15 protein-coding genes are annotated in these 15,126 nt (G+C 56.3%); 14 read left to right on the forward strand and 1 reads right to left on the reverse strand.

The genetic code is table 11. The features are described 5' to 3' along the window. Window positions 1-424 precede the first annotated feature (424 nt). The 11 genes from AC559G_RS19860 to nei all read left to right on the forward strand — a co-directional run bounded on the left by AC559G_RS19860 (window position 425) and on the right by nei (window position 10,424). Window positions 425-631: a YbfA family protein gene (locus AC559G_RS19860; RefSeq protein WP_095845445.1), complete on the forward strand. Its 207-nt coding sequence runs from the start codon at window positions 425-427 to the stop codon at window positions 629-631. Window positions 632-847: 216 nt separating this feature from the next. Beyond that, the gene (locus AC559G_RS19865; protein ID WP_498914182.1) at window positions 848-1,801 is read left to right on the forward strand and encodes a YbgA family protein; all 954 of its coding nucleotides are present in this window, start codon (window positions 848-850) and stop codon (window positions 1,799-1,801) included. Window positions 1,802-1,817: 16 nt separating this feature from the next. Next, the gene (gene phrB, locus AC559G_RS19870) at window positions 1,818-3,245 is read left to right on the forward strand and encodes a deoxyribodipyrimidine photo-lyase (protein WP_498914184.1); all 1,428 of its coding nucleotides are present in this window, start codon (window positions 1,818-1,820) and stop codon (window positions 3,243-3,245) included. Between the two features lie 22 nt (window positions 3,246-3,267). Then, the gene (locus AC559G_RS19875; protein ID WP_498914186.1) at window positions 3,268-4,248 is read left to right on the forward strand and encodes an MBL fold metallo-hydrolase; all 981 of its coding nucleotides are present in this window, start codon (window positions 3,268-3,270) and stop codon (window positions 4,246-4,248) included. A gap of 354 nt (window positions 4,249-4,602) precedes the next feature. Continuing rightward, window positions 4,603-5,346 carry a type 2 GTP cyclohydrolase I gene (locus tag AC559G_RS19880; RefSeq protein ID WP_498914187.1) on the forward strand — a complete coding sequence of 248 codons (744 nt, stop codon included), beginning with the start codon at window positions 4,603-4,605 and terminating at the stop codon, window positions 5,344-5,346. A gap of 189 nt (window positions 5,347-5,535) precedes the next feature. Continuing rightward, on the forward strand, window positions 5,536-6,192 hold the full coding sequence (pxpB, locus tag AC559G_RS19885) for a 5-oxoprolinase subunit PxpB (protein WP_279029668.1): 657 nt from the start codon (window positions 5,536-5,538) through the stop codon (window positions 6,190-6,192). Beyond that, the gene (pxpC, locus tag AC559G_RS19890; protein WP_498914189.1) at window positions 6,186-7,118 is read left to right on the forward strand and encodes a 5-oxoprolinase subunit C family protein; all 933 of its coding nucleotides are present in this window, start codon (window positions 6,186-6,188) and stop codon (window positions 7,116-7,118) included. Before pxpB ends, pxpC begins: the two co-directional genes overlap by 7 nt. 112 nt (window positions 7,119-7,230) lie before the next feature. Then, the gene (locus AC559G_RS19895; RefSeq protein ID WP_498914191.1) at window positions 7,231-7,962 is read left to right on the forward strand and encodes a DUF969 domain-containing protein; all 732 of its coding nucleotides are present in this window, start codon (window positions 7,231-7,233) and stop codon (window positions 7,960-7,962) included. Further along, on the forward strand, window positions 7,959-8,966 hold the full coding sequence (locus AC559G_RS19900) for a DUF979 domain-containing protein (RefSeq protein ID WP_498914192.1): 1,008 nt from the start codon (window positions 7,959-7,961) through the stop codon (window positions 8,964-8,966). The genes AC559G_RS19895 and AC559G_RS19900 overlap by 4 nt, the downstream gene beginning before the upstream one ends. An 11-nt stretch (window positions 8,967-8,977) precedes the next feature. Continuing rightward, window positions 8,978-9,622, forward strand: a complete 645-nt coding sequence (pcp, locus tag AC559G_RS19905; protein ID WP_498914194.1) for a pyroglutamyl-peptidase I — start codon at window positions 8,978-8,980, stop codon at window positions 9,620-9,622. Between the two features lie 10 nt (window positions 9,623-9,632). Further along, window positions 9,633-10,424: an endonuclease VIII gene (nei, locus tag AC559G_RS19910; RefSeq protein WP_498914195.1), complete on the forward strand. Its 792-nt coding sequence runs from the start codon at window positions 9,633-9,635 to the stop codon at window positions 10,422-10,424. Window positions 10,425-10,545: 121 nt separating this feature from the next. Here the strand turns inward: nei and AC559G_RS19915 are convergent, their stop codons facing one another. After that, window positions 10,546-11,835, reverse strand: a complete 1,290-nt coding sequence (locus AC559G_RS19915; RefSeq protein ID WP_498914197.1) for a type II citrate synthase — start codon at window positions 11,833-11,835, stop codon at window positions 10,546-10,548. Between the two features lie 780 nt (window positions 11,836-12,615). On the opposite strand from AC559G_RS19915, the gene sdhC reads away from it, so the two are divergent. The 3 genes from sdhC to sdhA are packed head-to-tail and all read left to right on the forward strand — an operon-like array spanning window position 12,616 to window position 15,113. Further along, the gene (sdhC, locus tag AC559G_RS19920; protein ID WP_438597467.1) at window positions 12,616-13,005 is read left to right on the forward strand and encodes a succinate dehydrogenase cytochrome b556 subunit; all 390 of its coding nucleotides are present in this window, start codon (window positions 12,616-12,618) and stop codon (window positions 13,003-13,005) included. Continuing rightward, complete coding sequence (gene sdhD / locus AC559G_RS19925; RefSeq protein ID WP_095845433.1) at window positions 12,999-13,346, forward strand: succinate dehydrogenase membrane anchor subunit; 348 nt, start codon at window positions 12,999-13,001, stop codon at window positions 13,344-13,346. The genes sdhC and sdhD overlap by 7 nt, the downstream gene beginning before the upstream one ends. Beyond that, the gene (gene sdhA, locus AC559G_RS19930) at window positions 13,347-15,113 is read left to right on the forward strand and encodes a succinate dehydrogenase flavoprotein subunit (RefSeq protein ID WP_498914199.1); all 1,767 of its coding nucleotides are present in this window, start codon (window positions 13,347-13,349) and stop codon (window positions 15,111-15,113) included. Window positions 15,114-15,126: the final 13 nt, after the last annotated feature.

Consider the following 15,126-nt stretch of genomic DNA (forward strand, 5'->3'; position numbering starts at 1 on the left):
TTACGGGCCGTAAGTAACGGAGTCTGATGCAAATGTCAGATCGTATGCGCCTGTTAGGGCGCGGCTGGTAACAGAGCCTTATAGGCGCATCAGAAAAACCTCCGGCTATGCCGGAGGATATTTATTTGCCTGTTTTTTGCTCCGACCGTGGCGGGCAGCAGATGGACAGTGCCGCTGCGAAATCAAGAAAATTAATTACACAAAAACAACTAAGTTAACGCAATTTGGCAACAATAAAGAAATGAAATGGCGCTATTGATGAAATATCGCGCATTATTTTGTTATTTAGTGGTCGGATGAGTAGTAAACTTTCATCAACTGCGATAAGATTTCCTCCAGCTTAAAATTTCATCACTCACTCTTTCATTTGTTTTGCCCGCCGCATCCCTGGCAGTTTAACGGCCGGCATTTTTAGGAGGTTCGCATGTCTTTGTATCAGGCTTATCCCATGCATCGGATTCTCCTGCGCCGCAGCGCAGTGATTTTGCTTGGCGCCCTGGCGCTGCCGGTGATGCTGTTCCGCCGCGATCGCGCGCGGTTTTACAGCTACCTGCATCGCGTTTGGTCAAAAACCAGCGATAAGCCCGTGTGGTTACAGCAGGCGGAACTGGCGGCCGGTGATTTTTACTGAGTTTCCGGGGCTTGAGCGGCCAGCGTTTTTGGCGTACGGCGCTCAACCTATGCGGCGGCAGGGGGCACGGCCCCTTGTCTTCTTCCTTCTTCTTGATGGCTTCATTGGGCGCGGTTAGCGCCTGTCTGTAAACATTATCCCCGCGATTCTTTACCCTTAGGTCGTACTAAGCTGCGAATTCTTCTACACTTTAGTATTACTTTGAGGGAGCGAAGCATGAGTGACAAAATTCCTGTCGGTATCAGCGCTTGCCTGTTAGGCGGTGCCGTGCGTTTTGACGGTGGCCATAAAAGGCTAACGTTTGCCGTAGAACAACTCGGCGAATATGTGCAATTTGCATCCATCTGCCCGGAAATGGCGATAGGGTTACCTTCGCCGCGGCCGGCGCTGCGTTTGATTAAACAGCAGCAGCAAATCAGGTTGTGCAACAGCAACGACAGCAGCGTTGATGTCACCGAGCCGATGCAGCAATTTTCCAGGCAACAGGTCGCCAAGCTGGGGAACCTGTGCGGTTACATCGTCTGTTCAAAATCGCCAAGCTGCGGCATGGAGCGGGTGCGGGTGTATAGCGAAAATGGCGACGGCGCGCGCAAAAGCGGCGTTGGCCTGTTTACCGCTGAACTGATGCGCCAGATGCCCTGGCTGCCCGTTGAGGAAGACGGCCGTTTGCAAGATGCCGCACTGCGTGAAAACTTTGTCGAGCGGGTTTATGCGCTGCACGAACTGAATACCTTATGGCGCTCTGGCCTGACGCGCGGCAAGCTGATTGCGTTCCACAGCCGCTATAAGCTCTCGCTGTTGGCGCATTCTCAGCCGGAATACCGCGCGCTCGGCCGCTTTGTCGCGGATATCGAAAAGTGGGATTCGCTGGACGCCTTCGCTACGGAATACCGTAGCCGGTTAATGGCGCTGATGGCGCATAAGGCCACGCGCCGTAACCATACCAATGTGCTGATGCACGTTCAGGGGTATTTCCGCCGTCAGCTTAGCCCAGCCCAGCGCCAGGAGCTGGCGCAGCTCATCGATCGTTACCGCCAGGGGATGCAGCCGTTGCTGGTGCCTATCGCGTTGCTAAAACACTATATGGCTGAATACCCGGATAGCTATCTGGCACAGCAGCGTTACTTTGAACCCTACCCGGAAGCTCTGCGCCTGCGCTACGGCCGTTAATCACAAGGAAGCGCCTATGGCCACCCATCTTATTTGGCTGCGCAATGACTTGCGTATTACTGACAACCGGGCGCTGCACGCCGCCTGTGACGATCCCGAATCCAAGGTGTTGGCGGTGTTTATCGCTACACCGCGGCAATGGCAACAACACGGCATGGCGCCGCGCCAGGCCAGTTTTATTCATGCCAACCTGCTGGTGCTCCAGCAGGCGTTGACGCAACGGGCAATCCCGCTGTTCTTCCACCAATGTGATGATTTTTCAGCATCCGTTGACTGGTTGGCGGCCTTCTGCCGGCAACAGCAAGTGGATGCGCTTTACTATAACCGCCAGTATGAAATTAACGAGCGCGAACGTGATGCCCAGTTGGAAACGCGCCTGGCGGGCAACGTTACGTGCCACAGTTTTGACGACAGCCTGCTGTTGCCGCCAGGCAGTGTACTGACCGGCAAGGGCGAAATGTTCAGGGTGTATACCCCGTTTCGCAAGGCTTTTATTCAGCGCTTGATGGCCACGGACGTCAGTTCTTTACCGGCGCCCAAAGCGCGCGGTAAAAAGATAGCGGTGCGCCCGATCGCGCCGTTTGATTACCCGCAGGCGGCGTTGAGCGATGCATTCCCCAGTGGCGAAGAGGCGGCGCTACAGCGGTTACGGGCTTTCTGCCGCGAGCAGGTGCAGGATTACGTGCGACAGCGCGATCTGCCCGCGCTGGCAGGAACCAGCTGCCTTTCGCCCTATCTGGCAACCGGTGTGATCTCGCCGCGCCAGTGCGTCAACCGGCTGCGGGCCGAATGCCCGGAGGTGCTGGAAAACACCGAAGGCGGTGCGTTCAGTTGGCTCAATGAGCTGATTTGGCGTGAGTTTTACCGTCATCTGCTGGTGGCTTATTCGGCGCTGTGCAAGTACCGGCCCTTTATTGACTGGACGGATAATGTGCGCTGGCAGGGGGATGCCGCGTTGCTGGAAGCCTGGCAGCAAGGGCAAACCGGCTACCCGATCGTCGATGCGGCGATGCGGCAACTGAACGCCACGGGGTGGATGCATAACCGGTTGCGGATGATCAGCGCCAGCTTTCTGGTGAAGGATTTACTGATCGACTGGCGTGCCGGCGAGCGGTACTTCATGTCGCAACTGTTGGACGGCGATCTGGCGGCCAACAACGGCGGCTGGCAGTGGGCAGCGTCTACCGGCACCGACGCCACGCCCTATTTTCGCATCTTCAATCCGACCACCCAGGGAGAACGTTTTGATCCACAAGGCACTTTTATTCGTAAGTGGTTGCCTGAACTGGCGGAAGTGCCGGACAATGATATTCATCAACCCTATCGCTGGTTGGAAAAGCAGCGGCAGCGCGTGCTGAATTATCCGCAACCGATCGTGATACATCAGCAGGCGCGGCGTGAAACACTGGCAGCTTTTGAGGCAGCGAAGCGGGAAGCGCGTTAAGGCGAAGCTGGAGTGACCTGTCATGATGAATAAATTAGTGGCCTTGTGCCTGGCCGGGTACTGCTCGTGGGCCAGCGCGGCGTTCGACGTTGTGGCGCTGGGCGTCGAGGGCGGCGTCAGCGACGGCAACCTGACCTCGTACCTGATCCGCAGCGATAGCCAGCGGCAATATCTGGCGTTGGACGCCGGTTCATTATTGCCGGGTATCGCCAAAGGGTTGGCAAAGGGCAGCTTCCCCCAGGTTAACGACGCGCTTGCTGCGCCATATACGCCGCAGGGCTATGTATTGCGTGAACTGATCGGCAGCTATTTTATTAGCCATGCGCACCTTGACCACGTTGCCGGGCTGATTCTGGCCGCACCGGAAGACAGCCGCAAAACCCTTTATGCATCCACGGATGCGGTGCTGACCCTGCGCAACCACTATTTTAACTGGAAGGCCTGGCCTAACTTCACCGATTCCGGCAACGGCACGCGTCTTGGCACCTATCGCCTGCAGCCGGTGCGTGAACAGCAGCGTTTTACCTTCGGCAATACCGGGCTTAGCGGCGTGCTTTATCCGCTGAGCCATGCGAAGAGCCCCTCCGCCATGGTGCTGATTTCCGATCGCACCGATTCCTTTGCCTATTTCGGCGATACCGGGCCGGATACGGTTGAACAATCCCGCCATCTGGATACCGCCTGGCGGGCGCTTGGCCCGCTGGTGGCGCAGGGTAAGCTGAAAGGTATGATCATTGAAACGTCCTACCCCAACGGGGTGGAAGACAGCAAACTATATGGCCATCTGACGCCGGCTTGGTTGCTGGCAGAGCTGAAAAACCTGGAAAAATACAGCGGCGGCGACGGTGCGTTGAAAGATTTGCCGGTGATCATCAGCCATATCAAACCCAGCCTGAAACAGGGCGGTGACGTGCGCGCCACGGTGCGCCAACAGTTGGAACAGGGGAATGATATGGGCGTGCGCTTTATTTTGATGGAGCAAGGGGAGCGGCAACAGTTTTGATCTTCCGCCTTGCGATGGGCTTCGGCGCCAAAAGGGGAAGATTCATACCCAAAATAATTCGAGTTGCAGGACAAAAACGCAAAAGCGTTTTTGAACAGCGCTAGCGCTGGCCCCGAAGGGGTGAGGCCGTATGGCCGAATCACGCGGCAACGCAGCGACAAATTCGTCAGGAACGAATTTGCCTGGCCTTTGGCCAGCCTCCGGTGAGCGACAAATCTGCCGGGAGCAGATTTGAACGCTGTTGGCAGCGGCCCCGAAGGGGCGAGGCCCAGGGATGGGCCGAGTAACCAAGCCAACACACCTGCAACTTGAAGTATGAAGGGTATAATAGGTTGATTTTAAAGAGAGGACATTATGCTTAACCTCGATCTGGAACATCTGATCAATACCGAATTAAACAGTTCGGCTTTTCAAGACTACGCCCCGAATGGCTTGCAGGTGGAAGGCCGGCCTCATGTACAACGGATCGTCACCGGGGTGACGGCCTGCCAGGCATTGCTGGACGCCGCCGTTGAGCAACAGGCGGATGCCATCGTCGTGCACCATGGCTATTTCTGGAAAAATGAGGCGCCTGCGGTGCGCGGGATGAAACGTAATCGCCTGAAAACGCTGCTGGCCAACGACATCAATCTGTATGGTTATCATTTGCCGCTGGATGCGCACCCGGTGCTGGGCAACAACGCCCAGTTGGCGCTGGCGCTGGGTATCCGCGTGATCGGTGAAGTTGAGCCTTTGTTGCCGCATGGGGAGTTCGAACGGCTGATTGGCGCTGATGAGCTGAAACAGCGTCTGGAAAGCCGCCTGGGCCGCAGCGTATTACACTGCGGCGATAACGCGCCGGCGCATATTCGCCGCGTGGCCTGGTGCACCGGCGGCGGGCAGAGTTTTATCGATAGCGCGGCGCGTTTTGGCGTGGATGCATTTATCAGCGGTGAAGTTTCTGAGCAAACCATCCATGTCGCCCGGGAAATGGGGCTGCACTTCTTTGCCGCCGGCCACCATGCCACTGAGCGCGGCGGGATCAAGGCGCTCGGCGAGTGGTTGCAGCAGAACCATGGCTTTGAGGTCACCTTTATCGATATTCCCAATCCGGCTTAATCTTTAGCCTAGGGTTCAGCCTGGCTGAACCCTTTAATCCTATCTGCAGCAAGATTTGGCCCACTTTTCAATTATTTCCCTTCCGTGAATGCGGTTTAATCCCTTCTTTTTTCACCGGTTGTTCTATTGACAGCGGAAGCTGCCTCGCGCATAACAGTGAGGTTTTTCATCATAAAAAGAGGTGTCGGGGTGCAACGAGCGCAGTATTACCTGTTGGGTGAAAAAGCCGCCGTGCTTGAGTTGGCGCCGCCGGTCACGTTGGTCAGCCAACGGCGGATCTGGGCACTGGCCGAAAAGCTTAATCATCACCCCGACGTGCATGAAGTGGTGCCGGGGATGAATAACTTAACGCTGTTGCTGCGGGTGCCGCAGGCTAACGCGCAGGCCATGCTGGCCGCGTTGCAGCAAGGTTGGGAGCGTGAAGAAAGCCTGGTGCCGGAGCCGCGTCATGTGGATATTCCCGTCATTTATGGCGGCGAATATGGGCCGGATCTGGCCGCGGTGGCGGACCACACCGGTATGTCGCCGCAGCAGGTGGTGGAATGCCATGCAGCGGCGGCCTACGTGGTTTACTTCCTCGGTTTTCAGCCCGGTTTCCCTTACCTGGGCGGCATGCCGGAAAAACTGGCGATGCCGCGCCGTGCAGAGCCGCGCCTGAGCGTCGCGGCCGGATCGGTAGGGATTGGCGGCGGCCAAACGGGTATCTATCCGTTGGCCAGCCCGGGCGGCTGGCAAATTATTGGCCGTACGCCGCGGGCTTTGTTTACCCCTGACACCATGCCGCCAACGTTGCTGCGCCCCGGCGACAATGTGCGTTTTGTGCCGCAAAAGGAGGGCGTATGCTGAAAATCCTACGGGCGGGCATTTTTACCACGGTGCAGGATCTTGGCCGCCATGGCTTCCGGCGCCTGGGGGTTAGCCAGGGTGGCGCGCTGGATATTCCCGCGCTGAAGATCGCCAACCTATTGGTGGGGAATCCGCAAGACGCCGCCGGCCTGGAGATCACCCTTGGGCAGTTTAGTGCCGAATTCAGCCGCGCCGGCTGGTTCGCCCTCACCGGCGCGGGCTGTGACGCCTCGCTGGATGGCAAACCGCTATGGACCGGCTGGCGTTACCGGGTAAAAAAAGGCCAACGGCTGGTGCTGAATATGCCAAGGCGCGGTATGCGCAGCTACCTGGCCGTGGCGGGCGGGATTACCGTGCCGGCGGTGCTGGGATCGCGCAGTACCGATGTTAAGGCCGCCTTCGGTGGCCTGGAAGGGCGGCCGTTGCGGGATGGCGATCGGCTGCCGCTTGGCAAGAGCCAGACGCTGGCGCGCGACAGCATCGGGGTGAAGCAGTTGCTGTTTAATAACCGTATTCGTGCGTTAGCCGGGCCGGAGTATGGCGAATACAGTGAGGAAGCGCAGGACGCCTTTTGGCGCACCCCCTGGCAGATTAGCCCGCAGAGCAACCGCATGGGGTACCGTTTGCACGGTGGCCATGCTTTGGCCCGCACCACTGAACATGAGATCTTGTCACATGGCCTGGTGCCCGGTGTGGTTCAGGTGCCGCATAACGGGCAACCCATCGTGCTGATGGCGGATGCGCAAACGACCGGCGGCTACCCGCGTATCGCCTGCGTGATCGAGGCCGATCTTTACCACCTGGCGCAGATTCGCCTGGGGGAACCGATTCATTTTATGCCTTGCACGCTGGCGGAGGCGCAGCGCGCCAAAAGCGAACAGGACCATTTTATCCAACAAATTGCCTGGGGGCTGGATGAACATTGATTGGCGGTAATGGCCGATGAAGGTGTAAATCTTTTTCATCTCCAGAGGCTGGCCGCTATCCACCCGGAACAACGTGGAATCAACGCTGACACAACATCAGAGGGAATAGGCTATGGAACATGGGGTGGATTTGTGGCCACTGATCGGTATCGCTGCCATCGTGATTGGTTTCTTGTTGCGCATCAATCCGGTTTTAGTGGTCATCGCTTCAGGGATTATTACCGGGCTGGCGGCCTCAATGCCGCTGGCCGTTATTCTGGAAAAGCTTGGCGAAGGGTTCCTCAATACCCGTAATCTGCCATTGATCCTGCTGTTGCCGTTAGCGGTAATTGGCCTGCTGGAACGCCATGGATTAAAGGAACGCGCACAAATATGGATTGCCAAAATCAAAAGTGCGACGACAGGGCGTTTGCTGATCGTCTATTTGTTTTTCCGTGAAATAACCGCGGCAATGGGGCTGACCAGCCTGGGTGGGCATCCGCAGATGGTGCGGCCCATGTTGGCGCCCATGGCTGAAGGCGCAATGAAAAAACGTTACGGCGAATTGCCGGAGCATGTTCGCTATCGTTTACGCGCGATGTCTGCGGCGGCTGATAATGTGGGCCTGTTCTTTGGCGAAGATATCTTCGTTGCGTTTGGCGCGATTATTTTCATGCACAACTTTATGCTGGAGTCTGGCGGGATTCAAACCGAGCCGCTGCATATCGCGTTGTGGGGCATCCCCACCGCCATTTTCGCTTTTTTGATCCATGCCTGGCGTATGTACCGCATGGATCAGCGCTTGAGCACAGAGCTGGCGCAGCTTAACCAGGCGGCATTAAAAGCGAAGGGAGAGGCGCAATGAATTTCCAACAGCAATACCTCTACTGGCTTGCCGGCGCAGTTTTATTGATTGTCGCAGTGATGTCTCTCCGCGATCGCGCTAACCCACGCCGTATCTTCACCGCGTTGTTTTGGGGGTTATATGGCGTAATTTTCTTGCTCGGTGATTGGTCTTACGGGCTGTTTGGCTCTGGGGAAGACGCTCGCCGCCAACTGCATATTCTGGTTGGTGTGCTGGTGGTTGTCATGGCGCTGATTGCGGGGTTTGGTGGGGTACGTCTGGGCCATTATCACCAGCGCAGCGTGGAACAGCGTGAGGAAAGCGCCCAACGGCTTGGCAACCGCTTATTTGTGCCGGCGTTGACGATACCCGTGGTAACGGTAATCGGCGTATTGCTGTTTAACAACGTGCAGGTGTTGCAAACAAAGGTGTTCGGCCCCGGCAATCATGCAACGCTGATCACCTTGTTCAGTATGACGGTCGGCTGCCTGCTGGGCTGTTTGATTGCGTTAAAAATGACTGGTGAAAAAAGCCATCAGCCGATTCAGGAGGCGCGGCGCCTGCTGGATTCCGTTGGCTGGGCGTTTATCTTACCGCAGATCCTGGCAACGCTTGGGCTGTTATTTACTGCGGCGGGGGTTGGCACGGCGATTTCTCATTTGACGCAAGAGTACCTGGCGGTAGACAACCGTTTTATTGCGGTCGTGGTGTATGCGGTTGGCATGGCGCTGTTAACCATGGTTATGGGCAATGCTTTCGCTGCCTTTCCTATCGTGACCGCGGGGGTTGGGATCCCTATTCTGGTATTGCAGCACGGCGGCAATCCAGCGGTAATGGCGGCGATCGGTATGTTCTCAGGGTATTGCGGCACATTAATGACGCCGATGGCGGCTAACTATAATATTGTCCCCGCCGCATTGTTGGAGCTGCCTGATAAAAACGCCGTCATTAAGGCCCAGATCCCAACGGGAATAGCGTTGTTGTTGGTGAATGTGCTGCTGCTTTATTTTTTGATGTTCCTTTAGGGTATCTTTATATGCGCAACGTTCTGATTACCGGCTTTGAACCTTTCGATGGCGAATCTGTTAACCCTTCCAGGGAGGTCGTGAAGCAGTTGAACGATCGGGATCTGGCCGGGGGGCATATTATCGCGCGCCAGTTGCCGTGCGTGTTTGGTGAGGCGTTAACCGTGCTGGCGGCGGCGATTGATGAGTGGCAACCGGCAATGGTGTTGTGTATCGGCCAGGCGGGAGGGCGAACCGATATTACGCTTGAGCGTGTGGCGATTAATATTAACGACGCGCGCATTCCTGATAATAAAGGCTATCAGCCCATCGATGAACCGATAGTGGCCGACGGGCCGGCTGCGTATTTCAGCACGCTGCCGATCAAAGCGGTGGTGGAGGCGATTCGTGCCGCGGGTATTCCCGCTTCGGTATCGCAAACGGCCGGGACCTACGTCTGTAATCACGTTATGTACGGCCTGCTGCATTATTTGCGTGGCTGGCCGGCGGTGAAAGGGGGATTTATGCATATCCCTTATTTGCCTGAGCAGGCGATCGCACATCCCGGCGCGCCGAGTATGGCCGCCCAAACGGTGTTAATTGCCGTGGAGTTGGCGATATCTATAACCTTACAGGTGGAACAAGATCAAAAAGTGGCCGGTGGCGCCACGCATTAAGGAGTCGTAGATGCCGGAAGGGCCGGAAATACGCCGGGCGGCGGATAAACTGGCGGCTGCGGTGATTGAACAACCGCTGACTGACGTTTGGTTTGCTTTTCCACAGTTGAAGCACTATCAGGCAACGCTGGTTGGCCAGCGGGTGATCGCGATTGAACCACGTGGCAAGGCGTTGCTGATCCATTTTTCTGATGGGCTGACGATGTATAGCCACAACCAGCTATATGGCGTGTGGAAAGTGGTTAGTGCCGGGGAGGTGCCCGATACCAAACGTGATTTACGCGTGCGCCTGCAAACGCCGGAGCGGGCGATTTTGCTCTACAGTGCTTCGGATATTACCGTGGGGCCGCGTGAAGAGATTGAGCAGCACCCGTTTTTGCAACGCATCGGCCCGGATGTGCTGGATCCTGTGGTGACGGTGGCCGCCGTCGAACAGCGTTTATTGCTGCCGGCGTTCAGGCGGCGGCAACTGGGGGGCATGCTGCTCGATCAGGCCTTCCTCGCAGGGTTGGGCAACTACCTGCGTGCCGAAATTTTATGGCAGGCCGAACTGGCGCCGCAGCACCGGGCGCAGGAGCTGGCGCCACCGGCGTTGCACCGCCTGGCCGAGGCGCTGCTGCAGATCCCGCGTTTGTCTTACCAGACGCGGGGGCAGGTGGATGACAACCGCCACCACGGCACTCTCTTTAGCTTTAAGGTGTTTCACCGCAGCGGCGAGCCTTGCCCGCGCTGCGGCGCCATGATCGTTCGTGAGACGCTGTCTTCACGGCCGTTCTATTGGTGCCCGGGGTGCCAGAAATAGCGGGGGAATACCCTTATTCCCTCACCGGCAAAATCGTGCCTCTTTATTCCTGCCTGGTTTCAATACGAAAAACGCCGCCCAGGGGCGGCGTTTGACGCGGTAGGGCAAGAACCCAGCGCGGTTATTTTTTCAGCAGAGAGTCAAAGTCGCGCTCGGCGTAGCCGGTGTAAAGCTGGCGCGGGCGAGCGATTTTCAACCCTTCGGCATGCATTTCGCTCCAGTGTGCGATCCAGCCGATGGTACGGGCAATGGCAAAGATCACTGTGAACATGGAGGATGGGATGCCCATCGCCTTCAGGATGATGCCTGAATAGAAATCGACGTTCGGGTACAGTTTTTTCTCGATGAAGTACGGATCGTGCAGTGCGATGTGCTCCAGCTCCATCGCCACTTCCAGCAGGTTATCATCCTTCTTGTTCAGCTCTTTCAGCACTTCGTGGCAGGTTTCGCGCATTACGGTCGCGCGCGGATCGTAGTTTTTGTATACGCGGTGGCCAAAGCCCATCAGACGGAATGAGTCGTTCTTGTCTTTGGCGCGTTTGATGAATTCCGGAATGTGTTCAACGCTCTTGATTTCTTCGAGCATTTTCAGCGCGGCTTCGTTGGCGCCGCCATGCGCAGGCCCCCAAAGCGATGCGATACCGGCCGCGATGCAGGCAAATGGGTTGGCGCCGGAAGAACCGGCGGTGCGCACGGTCGACGTCGAGGCGTTCTGTTCGTGATCGGCGTGCAGGATCAGGATCCGATCCATTGCGCGTTCCAGCACTGGGTTGACCACGTATTCTTCACACGGCGTCGCGAACATCATGTGCAGGAAGTTACCCGCATACGACAGCTCGTTACGCGGATAAACAAACGGCTGGCCAAGGGAGTATTTGTAACACATCGCCGCGACGGTCGGCATTTTCGACAGCAGACGGAAGGCGGCGATTTCCCGGTGGCGCTCGTTGTTGACGTCCAGCGCGTCGTGATAGAAGGCCGCAAGCGCACCGGTAACGCCGCACAGCACGGCCATTGGGTGTGAGTCACGGCGGAAACCACGGAACAGATGGGTGATCTGATCGTGGATCATGGTATGGCGGGTAACATTGGTTCGGAACTGTTCAAATTCTTCTTTGGTTGGCGTCTCGCCGTACAGCAGGATGTAACACACCTCAAGATAGGTGGATTTTTTCGCCAGCTGTTCAATCGGGAAGCCGCGGTGCAGCAAAATGCCGTTGTCACCGTCGATGTAGGTGATTTTGGATTCACAGGACGCGGTAGAGGTAAAGCCAGGATCAAAGGTGAAGTAACCTTTCGTGCCCAAGGCGCGGACGTCGAGGACATCAGGACCCAGCGTCGGGGTCAGTACGTTTAGCTCGATCGGCGCTGCACCGTCATTCAGTGCCAGCGTCGCTTTTTTGTCAGTCATTTACAGTCTCCTTAGCGCCTTATTTTTAAACCACTAATAACTGAAATACCTTAAATCTCCGCATGTTGCCCGCAAAAAATTCGCGCAAGCGCAAACTCTGTGAGCAACTACGCAAATGCGTGTATGGGTACAGAGTGCTCATCAGGCGAACGAAACGGGTGACCAGTTATCAACGATTCATTCGAATTCATTATTGTCTGTTAATTGTTACCTACGATATGCCGCGGTTGTTCAAACCCGTGCCCTTCGCGCTGTTCAGTGCCATGTTGCCGCCTTGCTCACCAGGCCCATAAGGTTGCCCGGCATGTTGTTTGCTGGCTATGGCATGCGCGATCGCGGCTCTGGGCGGTGTAACCACACGGATTGAAGGAGTTTCAGCAAGATACACTGTTGCATAACTTGGGCGTAGGGGGAAGTGTATCTGCTGGTCGTTCGTCTATCATAGGCGTGTTTGCGTTGTATATGTAATTCAAATGTTGATATTTTGTCAAATTATATGATTTGTTTTGTGTTTTTTGTGAAAAAAGTGATCCAAATCACTGTTCAGGGGAAATGTCTCCAAAGAGATTGTGTGGGAATTGTAATAGGATTGTGATCATCCTATACTGCCGCCAGGTCTCCGGGTTTACCCTGAAGTAGGAGCACCCAGCGTTATAACAACGCGCCGTTTGAGCACAGAGGATGTTGATGTTTGAGCGCGTGACGTGTGAGGGTTTTTTTCGGCTCTTAACGCTGTCTGATCCCCGCCCAGGCCGGAGGAAGGAAAATAATAAGAGCTGTGTGGGCAAAATCGTGAAAAAACAAAGACCTGTTAATCTGGATCTGCAAACGATCCGGTTTCCCGTAACTGCAATAGCTTCCATTTTACACCGAGTCTCTGGCGTAATCACCTTCGTTGCCGTGGGCATTCTCCTCTGGCTGTTAGGCCTGTCTCTCTCTTCCCAGGACGGGTTTCTGCAAGCTACAGCCATCATGAATAGTTTCTTTGTGAAATTTATTTTTTGGGGGATCCTGACGGCGCTGGCTTATCACATTTGCGGTGGCATTCGCCATTTGTTAATGGATTTTGGCTATATCGAAGAGAGTTTGGCCGCGGGTAAACGTTCTGCCCAGGTGGCGTTCGTATTGACCGCCGTGTTGTCAATTCTGGCGGGAGTCTTGGTATGGTAAGCAATGTTTCTGCATTAGGACGCAACGGCGTGCATGACTGGTTACTACTGCGTGCCTCCGCCATCGTTATCACCCTGTACGTTCTTTATCTTCTGGGTTTTGTCGCCACGGCGCCTGACATTACCTATGACATCTGGCGGGGTTTCTTCGCCACTTCCATCACGAAAGTTTTTACCCTGCTGGCATTGCTTTCCATCCTGGTGCACGCCTGGATTGGGATGTGGCAGGTGTTAACGGATTATATCAAACCGCTGGCGGTGCGCCTGGTGCTGCAATTGGCGATCGTGGTCGCGCTGGTGGTCTATTTACTGTATGGAACAATTGTCGTGTGGGGTGCGTAAATGAAGCTGCCAGTCAGAGAGTTTGATGCTGTTGTTATCGGTGCCGGCGGCGCGGGAATGCGCGCGGCGCTGCAGATTTCCCAGGCGGGCTCAACCTGTGCCCTGCTGTCAAAAGTATTTCCAACCCGTTCCCATACCGTGTCCGCTCAGGGCGGCATTACCGTCGCGCTTGGCAACACCCATGAAGATAACTGGGAATGGCACATGTACGACACGGTGAAAGGCTCTGATTATATCGGCGATCAGGACGCCATCGAATACATGTGCAAAACCGGCCCTGAAGCCATTCTTGAGCTTGAACACATGGGGCTGCCGTTTTCCCGTTTGGATGATGGCCGTATTTATCAGCGGCCGTTTGGCGGCCAGTCGAAGAACTTTGGCGGCGAGCAGGCGGCCCGCACGGCCGCCGCTGCCGACCGCACCGGCCATGCGCTGCTGCACACCCTTTACCAGCAGAATCTGAAAAATCACACTACGATTTTCTCCGAATGGTATGCGCTGGATCTGGTGAAAAACCAGGATGGCGCCGTGGTGGGCACCACCGCTATCTGTATTGAAACCGGCGAAGTGGTCTATTTCAAAGCCAAGGCCACCGTGTTGGCGACCGGCGGCGCCGGGCGTATTTATCAGTCCACCACCAATGCGCACATCAATACCGGCGACGGCGTGGGGATGGCGTTGCGCGCTGGGGTGCCGGTGCAGGATATGGAAATGTGGCAGTTCCACCCAACCGGTATTGCCGGCGCGGGGGTTCTGGTCACAGAAGGCTGCCGTGGCGAAGGCGGATACCTGCTGAACAAACACGGCGAGCGCTTCATGGAGCGCTACGCGCCGAATGCCAAAGATCTGGCGGGCCGTGATGTGGTGGCTCGTTCGATCATGATCGAAATCCGTGAAGGCCGCGGCTGCGACGGCCCGTGGGGCCCGCACGCCAAGCTGAAGCTCGATCATCTGGGTAAAGATGTCTTGGAATCGCGCTTGCCGGGGATCCTCGAGCTGTCGCGCACTTTTGCTCACGTCGATCCGGTCAAAGAGCCGATCCCGGTGATCCCGACCTGCCACTATATGATGGGCGGCATTCCAACCAAGGTGACCGGCCAGGCATTGACGGTGAACGCGCAGGGGGAAGACGTGGTGATCCCGGGGCTATTCGCTGTGGGCGAAATCGCTTGTGTGTCGGTACACGGCGCCAACCGGCTTGGCGGCAACTCGCTGCTCGATCTGGTGGTCTTCGGCCGTTCCGCGGGCCTGCATCTGCAGGAGTCCCTGGAAGAGCAGGGCGCTAGCCGTGACGCCAGCGATTCCGACGTTGAGGCTTCGCTGGAACGCCTTAATCGCTGGAACAATAACCGCAGCGGTGAAGATCCGGTTGAAATCCGCAAAGCGCTGCAATCCTGTATGCAGCACAATTTCTCGGTGTTCCGCGAAGGCGATGCGATGGCCAAAGGGTTGGAAGAGTTGAAAGTGATCCGCGAGCGCCTGAAGAACGCGCGTTTGGACGATACCTCAACGGAGTTCAATACCCAGCGCATCGAATGCCTGGAGTTGGATAACCTGATGGAGACGGCGTTTTCTACCGCCGTATCGGCCAACTACCGCACGGAAAGCCGCGGCGCCCACAGCCGCTTTGACTACCCGGATCGGGATGACGCTAATTGGCTGTGCCATTCGCTGTATCTGCCGCAGTCGGAAAGCATGACGCGCCGTAGCGTGAATATGCAGCCGACGTTGCGCCCGGCATTCCCGCCAAAAGTGCGTTCTTATTAATTGCGGAGAAGGG

The organism is Gibbsiella greigii (assembly GCF_039540155.1).
Lineage (GTDB): Bacteria > Pseudomonadota > Gammaproteobacteria > Enterobacterales > Enterobacteriaceae > Gibbsiella > Gibbsiella quercinecans.

Bases quoted from the DNA above. Each gene is read 5' to 3' on its own strand.
- pcp (WP_498914194.1), top strand. From the start codon at position 8,978: ATGCGCAACGTTCTGATTACCGGCTTTGAACCTTTCGATGGCGAATCT.
- sdhD (WP_095845433.1), top strand. From the start codon at position 12,999: ATGGTAAGCAATGTTTCTGCATTAGGACGCAACGGCGTGCATGACTGG.
- AC559G_RS19865 (WP_498914182.1), top strand. From the start codon at position 848: ATGAGTGACAAAATTCCTGTCGGTATCAGCGCTTGCCTGTTAGGCGGT.
- AC559G_RS19900 (WP_498914192.1), top strand. From the start codon at position 7,959: ATGAATTTCCAACAGCAATACCTCTACTGGCTTGCCGGCGCAGTTTTA.
- pxpC (WP_498914189.1), top strand. From the start codon at position 6,186: ATGCTGAAAATCCTACGGGCGGGCATTTTTACCACGGTGCAGGATCTT.
- AC559G_RS19895 (WP_498914191.1), top strand. From the start codon at position 7,231: ATGGAACATGGGGTGGATTTGTGGCCACTGATCGGTATCGCTGCCATC.
- sdhA (WP_498914199.1), top strand. From the start codon at position 13,347: ATGAAGCTGCCAGTCAGAGAGTTTGATGCTGTTGTTATCGGTGCCGGC.
- AC559G_RS19880 (WP_498914187.1), top strand. From the start codon at position 4,603: ATGCTTAACCTCGATCTGGAACATCTGATCAATACCGAATTAAACAGT.
- nei (WP_498914195.1), top strand. From the start codon at position 9,633: ATGCCGGAAGGGCCGGAAATACGCCGGGCGGCGGATAAACTGGCGGCT.
- AC559G_RS19860 (WP_095845445.1), top strand. From the start codon at position 425: ATGTCTTTGTATCAGGCTTATCCCATGCATCGGATTCTCCTGCGCCGC.
- phrB (WP_498914184.1), top strand. From the start codon at position 1,818: ATGGCCACCCATCTTATTTGGCTGCGCAATGACTTGCGTATTACTGAC.
- AC559G_RS19915 (WP_498914197.1), bottom strand. From the start codon at position 11,835: ATGACTGACAAAAAAGCGACGCTGGCACTGAATGACGGTGCAGCGCCG.
- AC559G_RS19875 (WP_498914186.1), top strand. From the start codon at position 3,268: ATGATGAATAAATTAGTGGCCTTGTGCCTGGCCGGGTACTGCTCGTGG.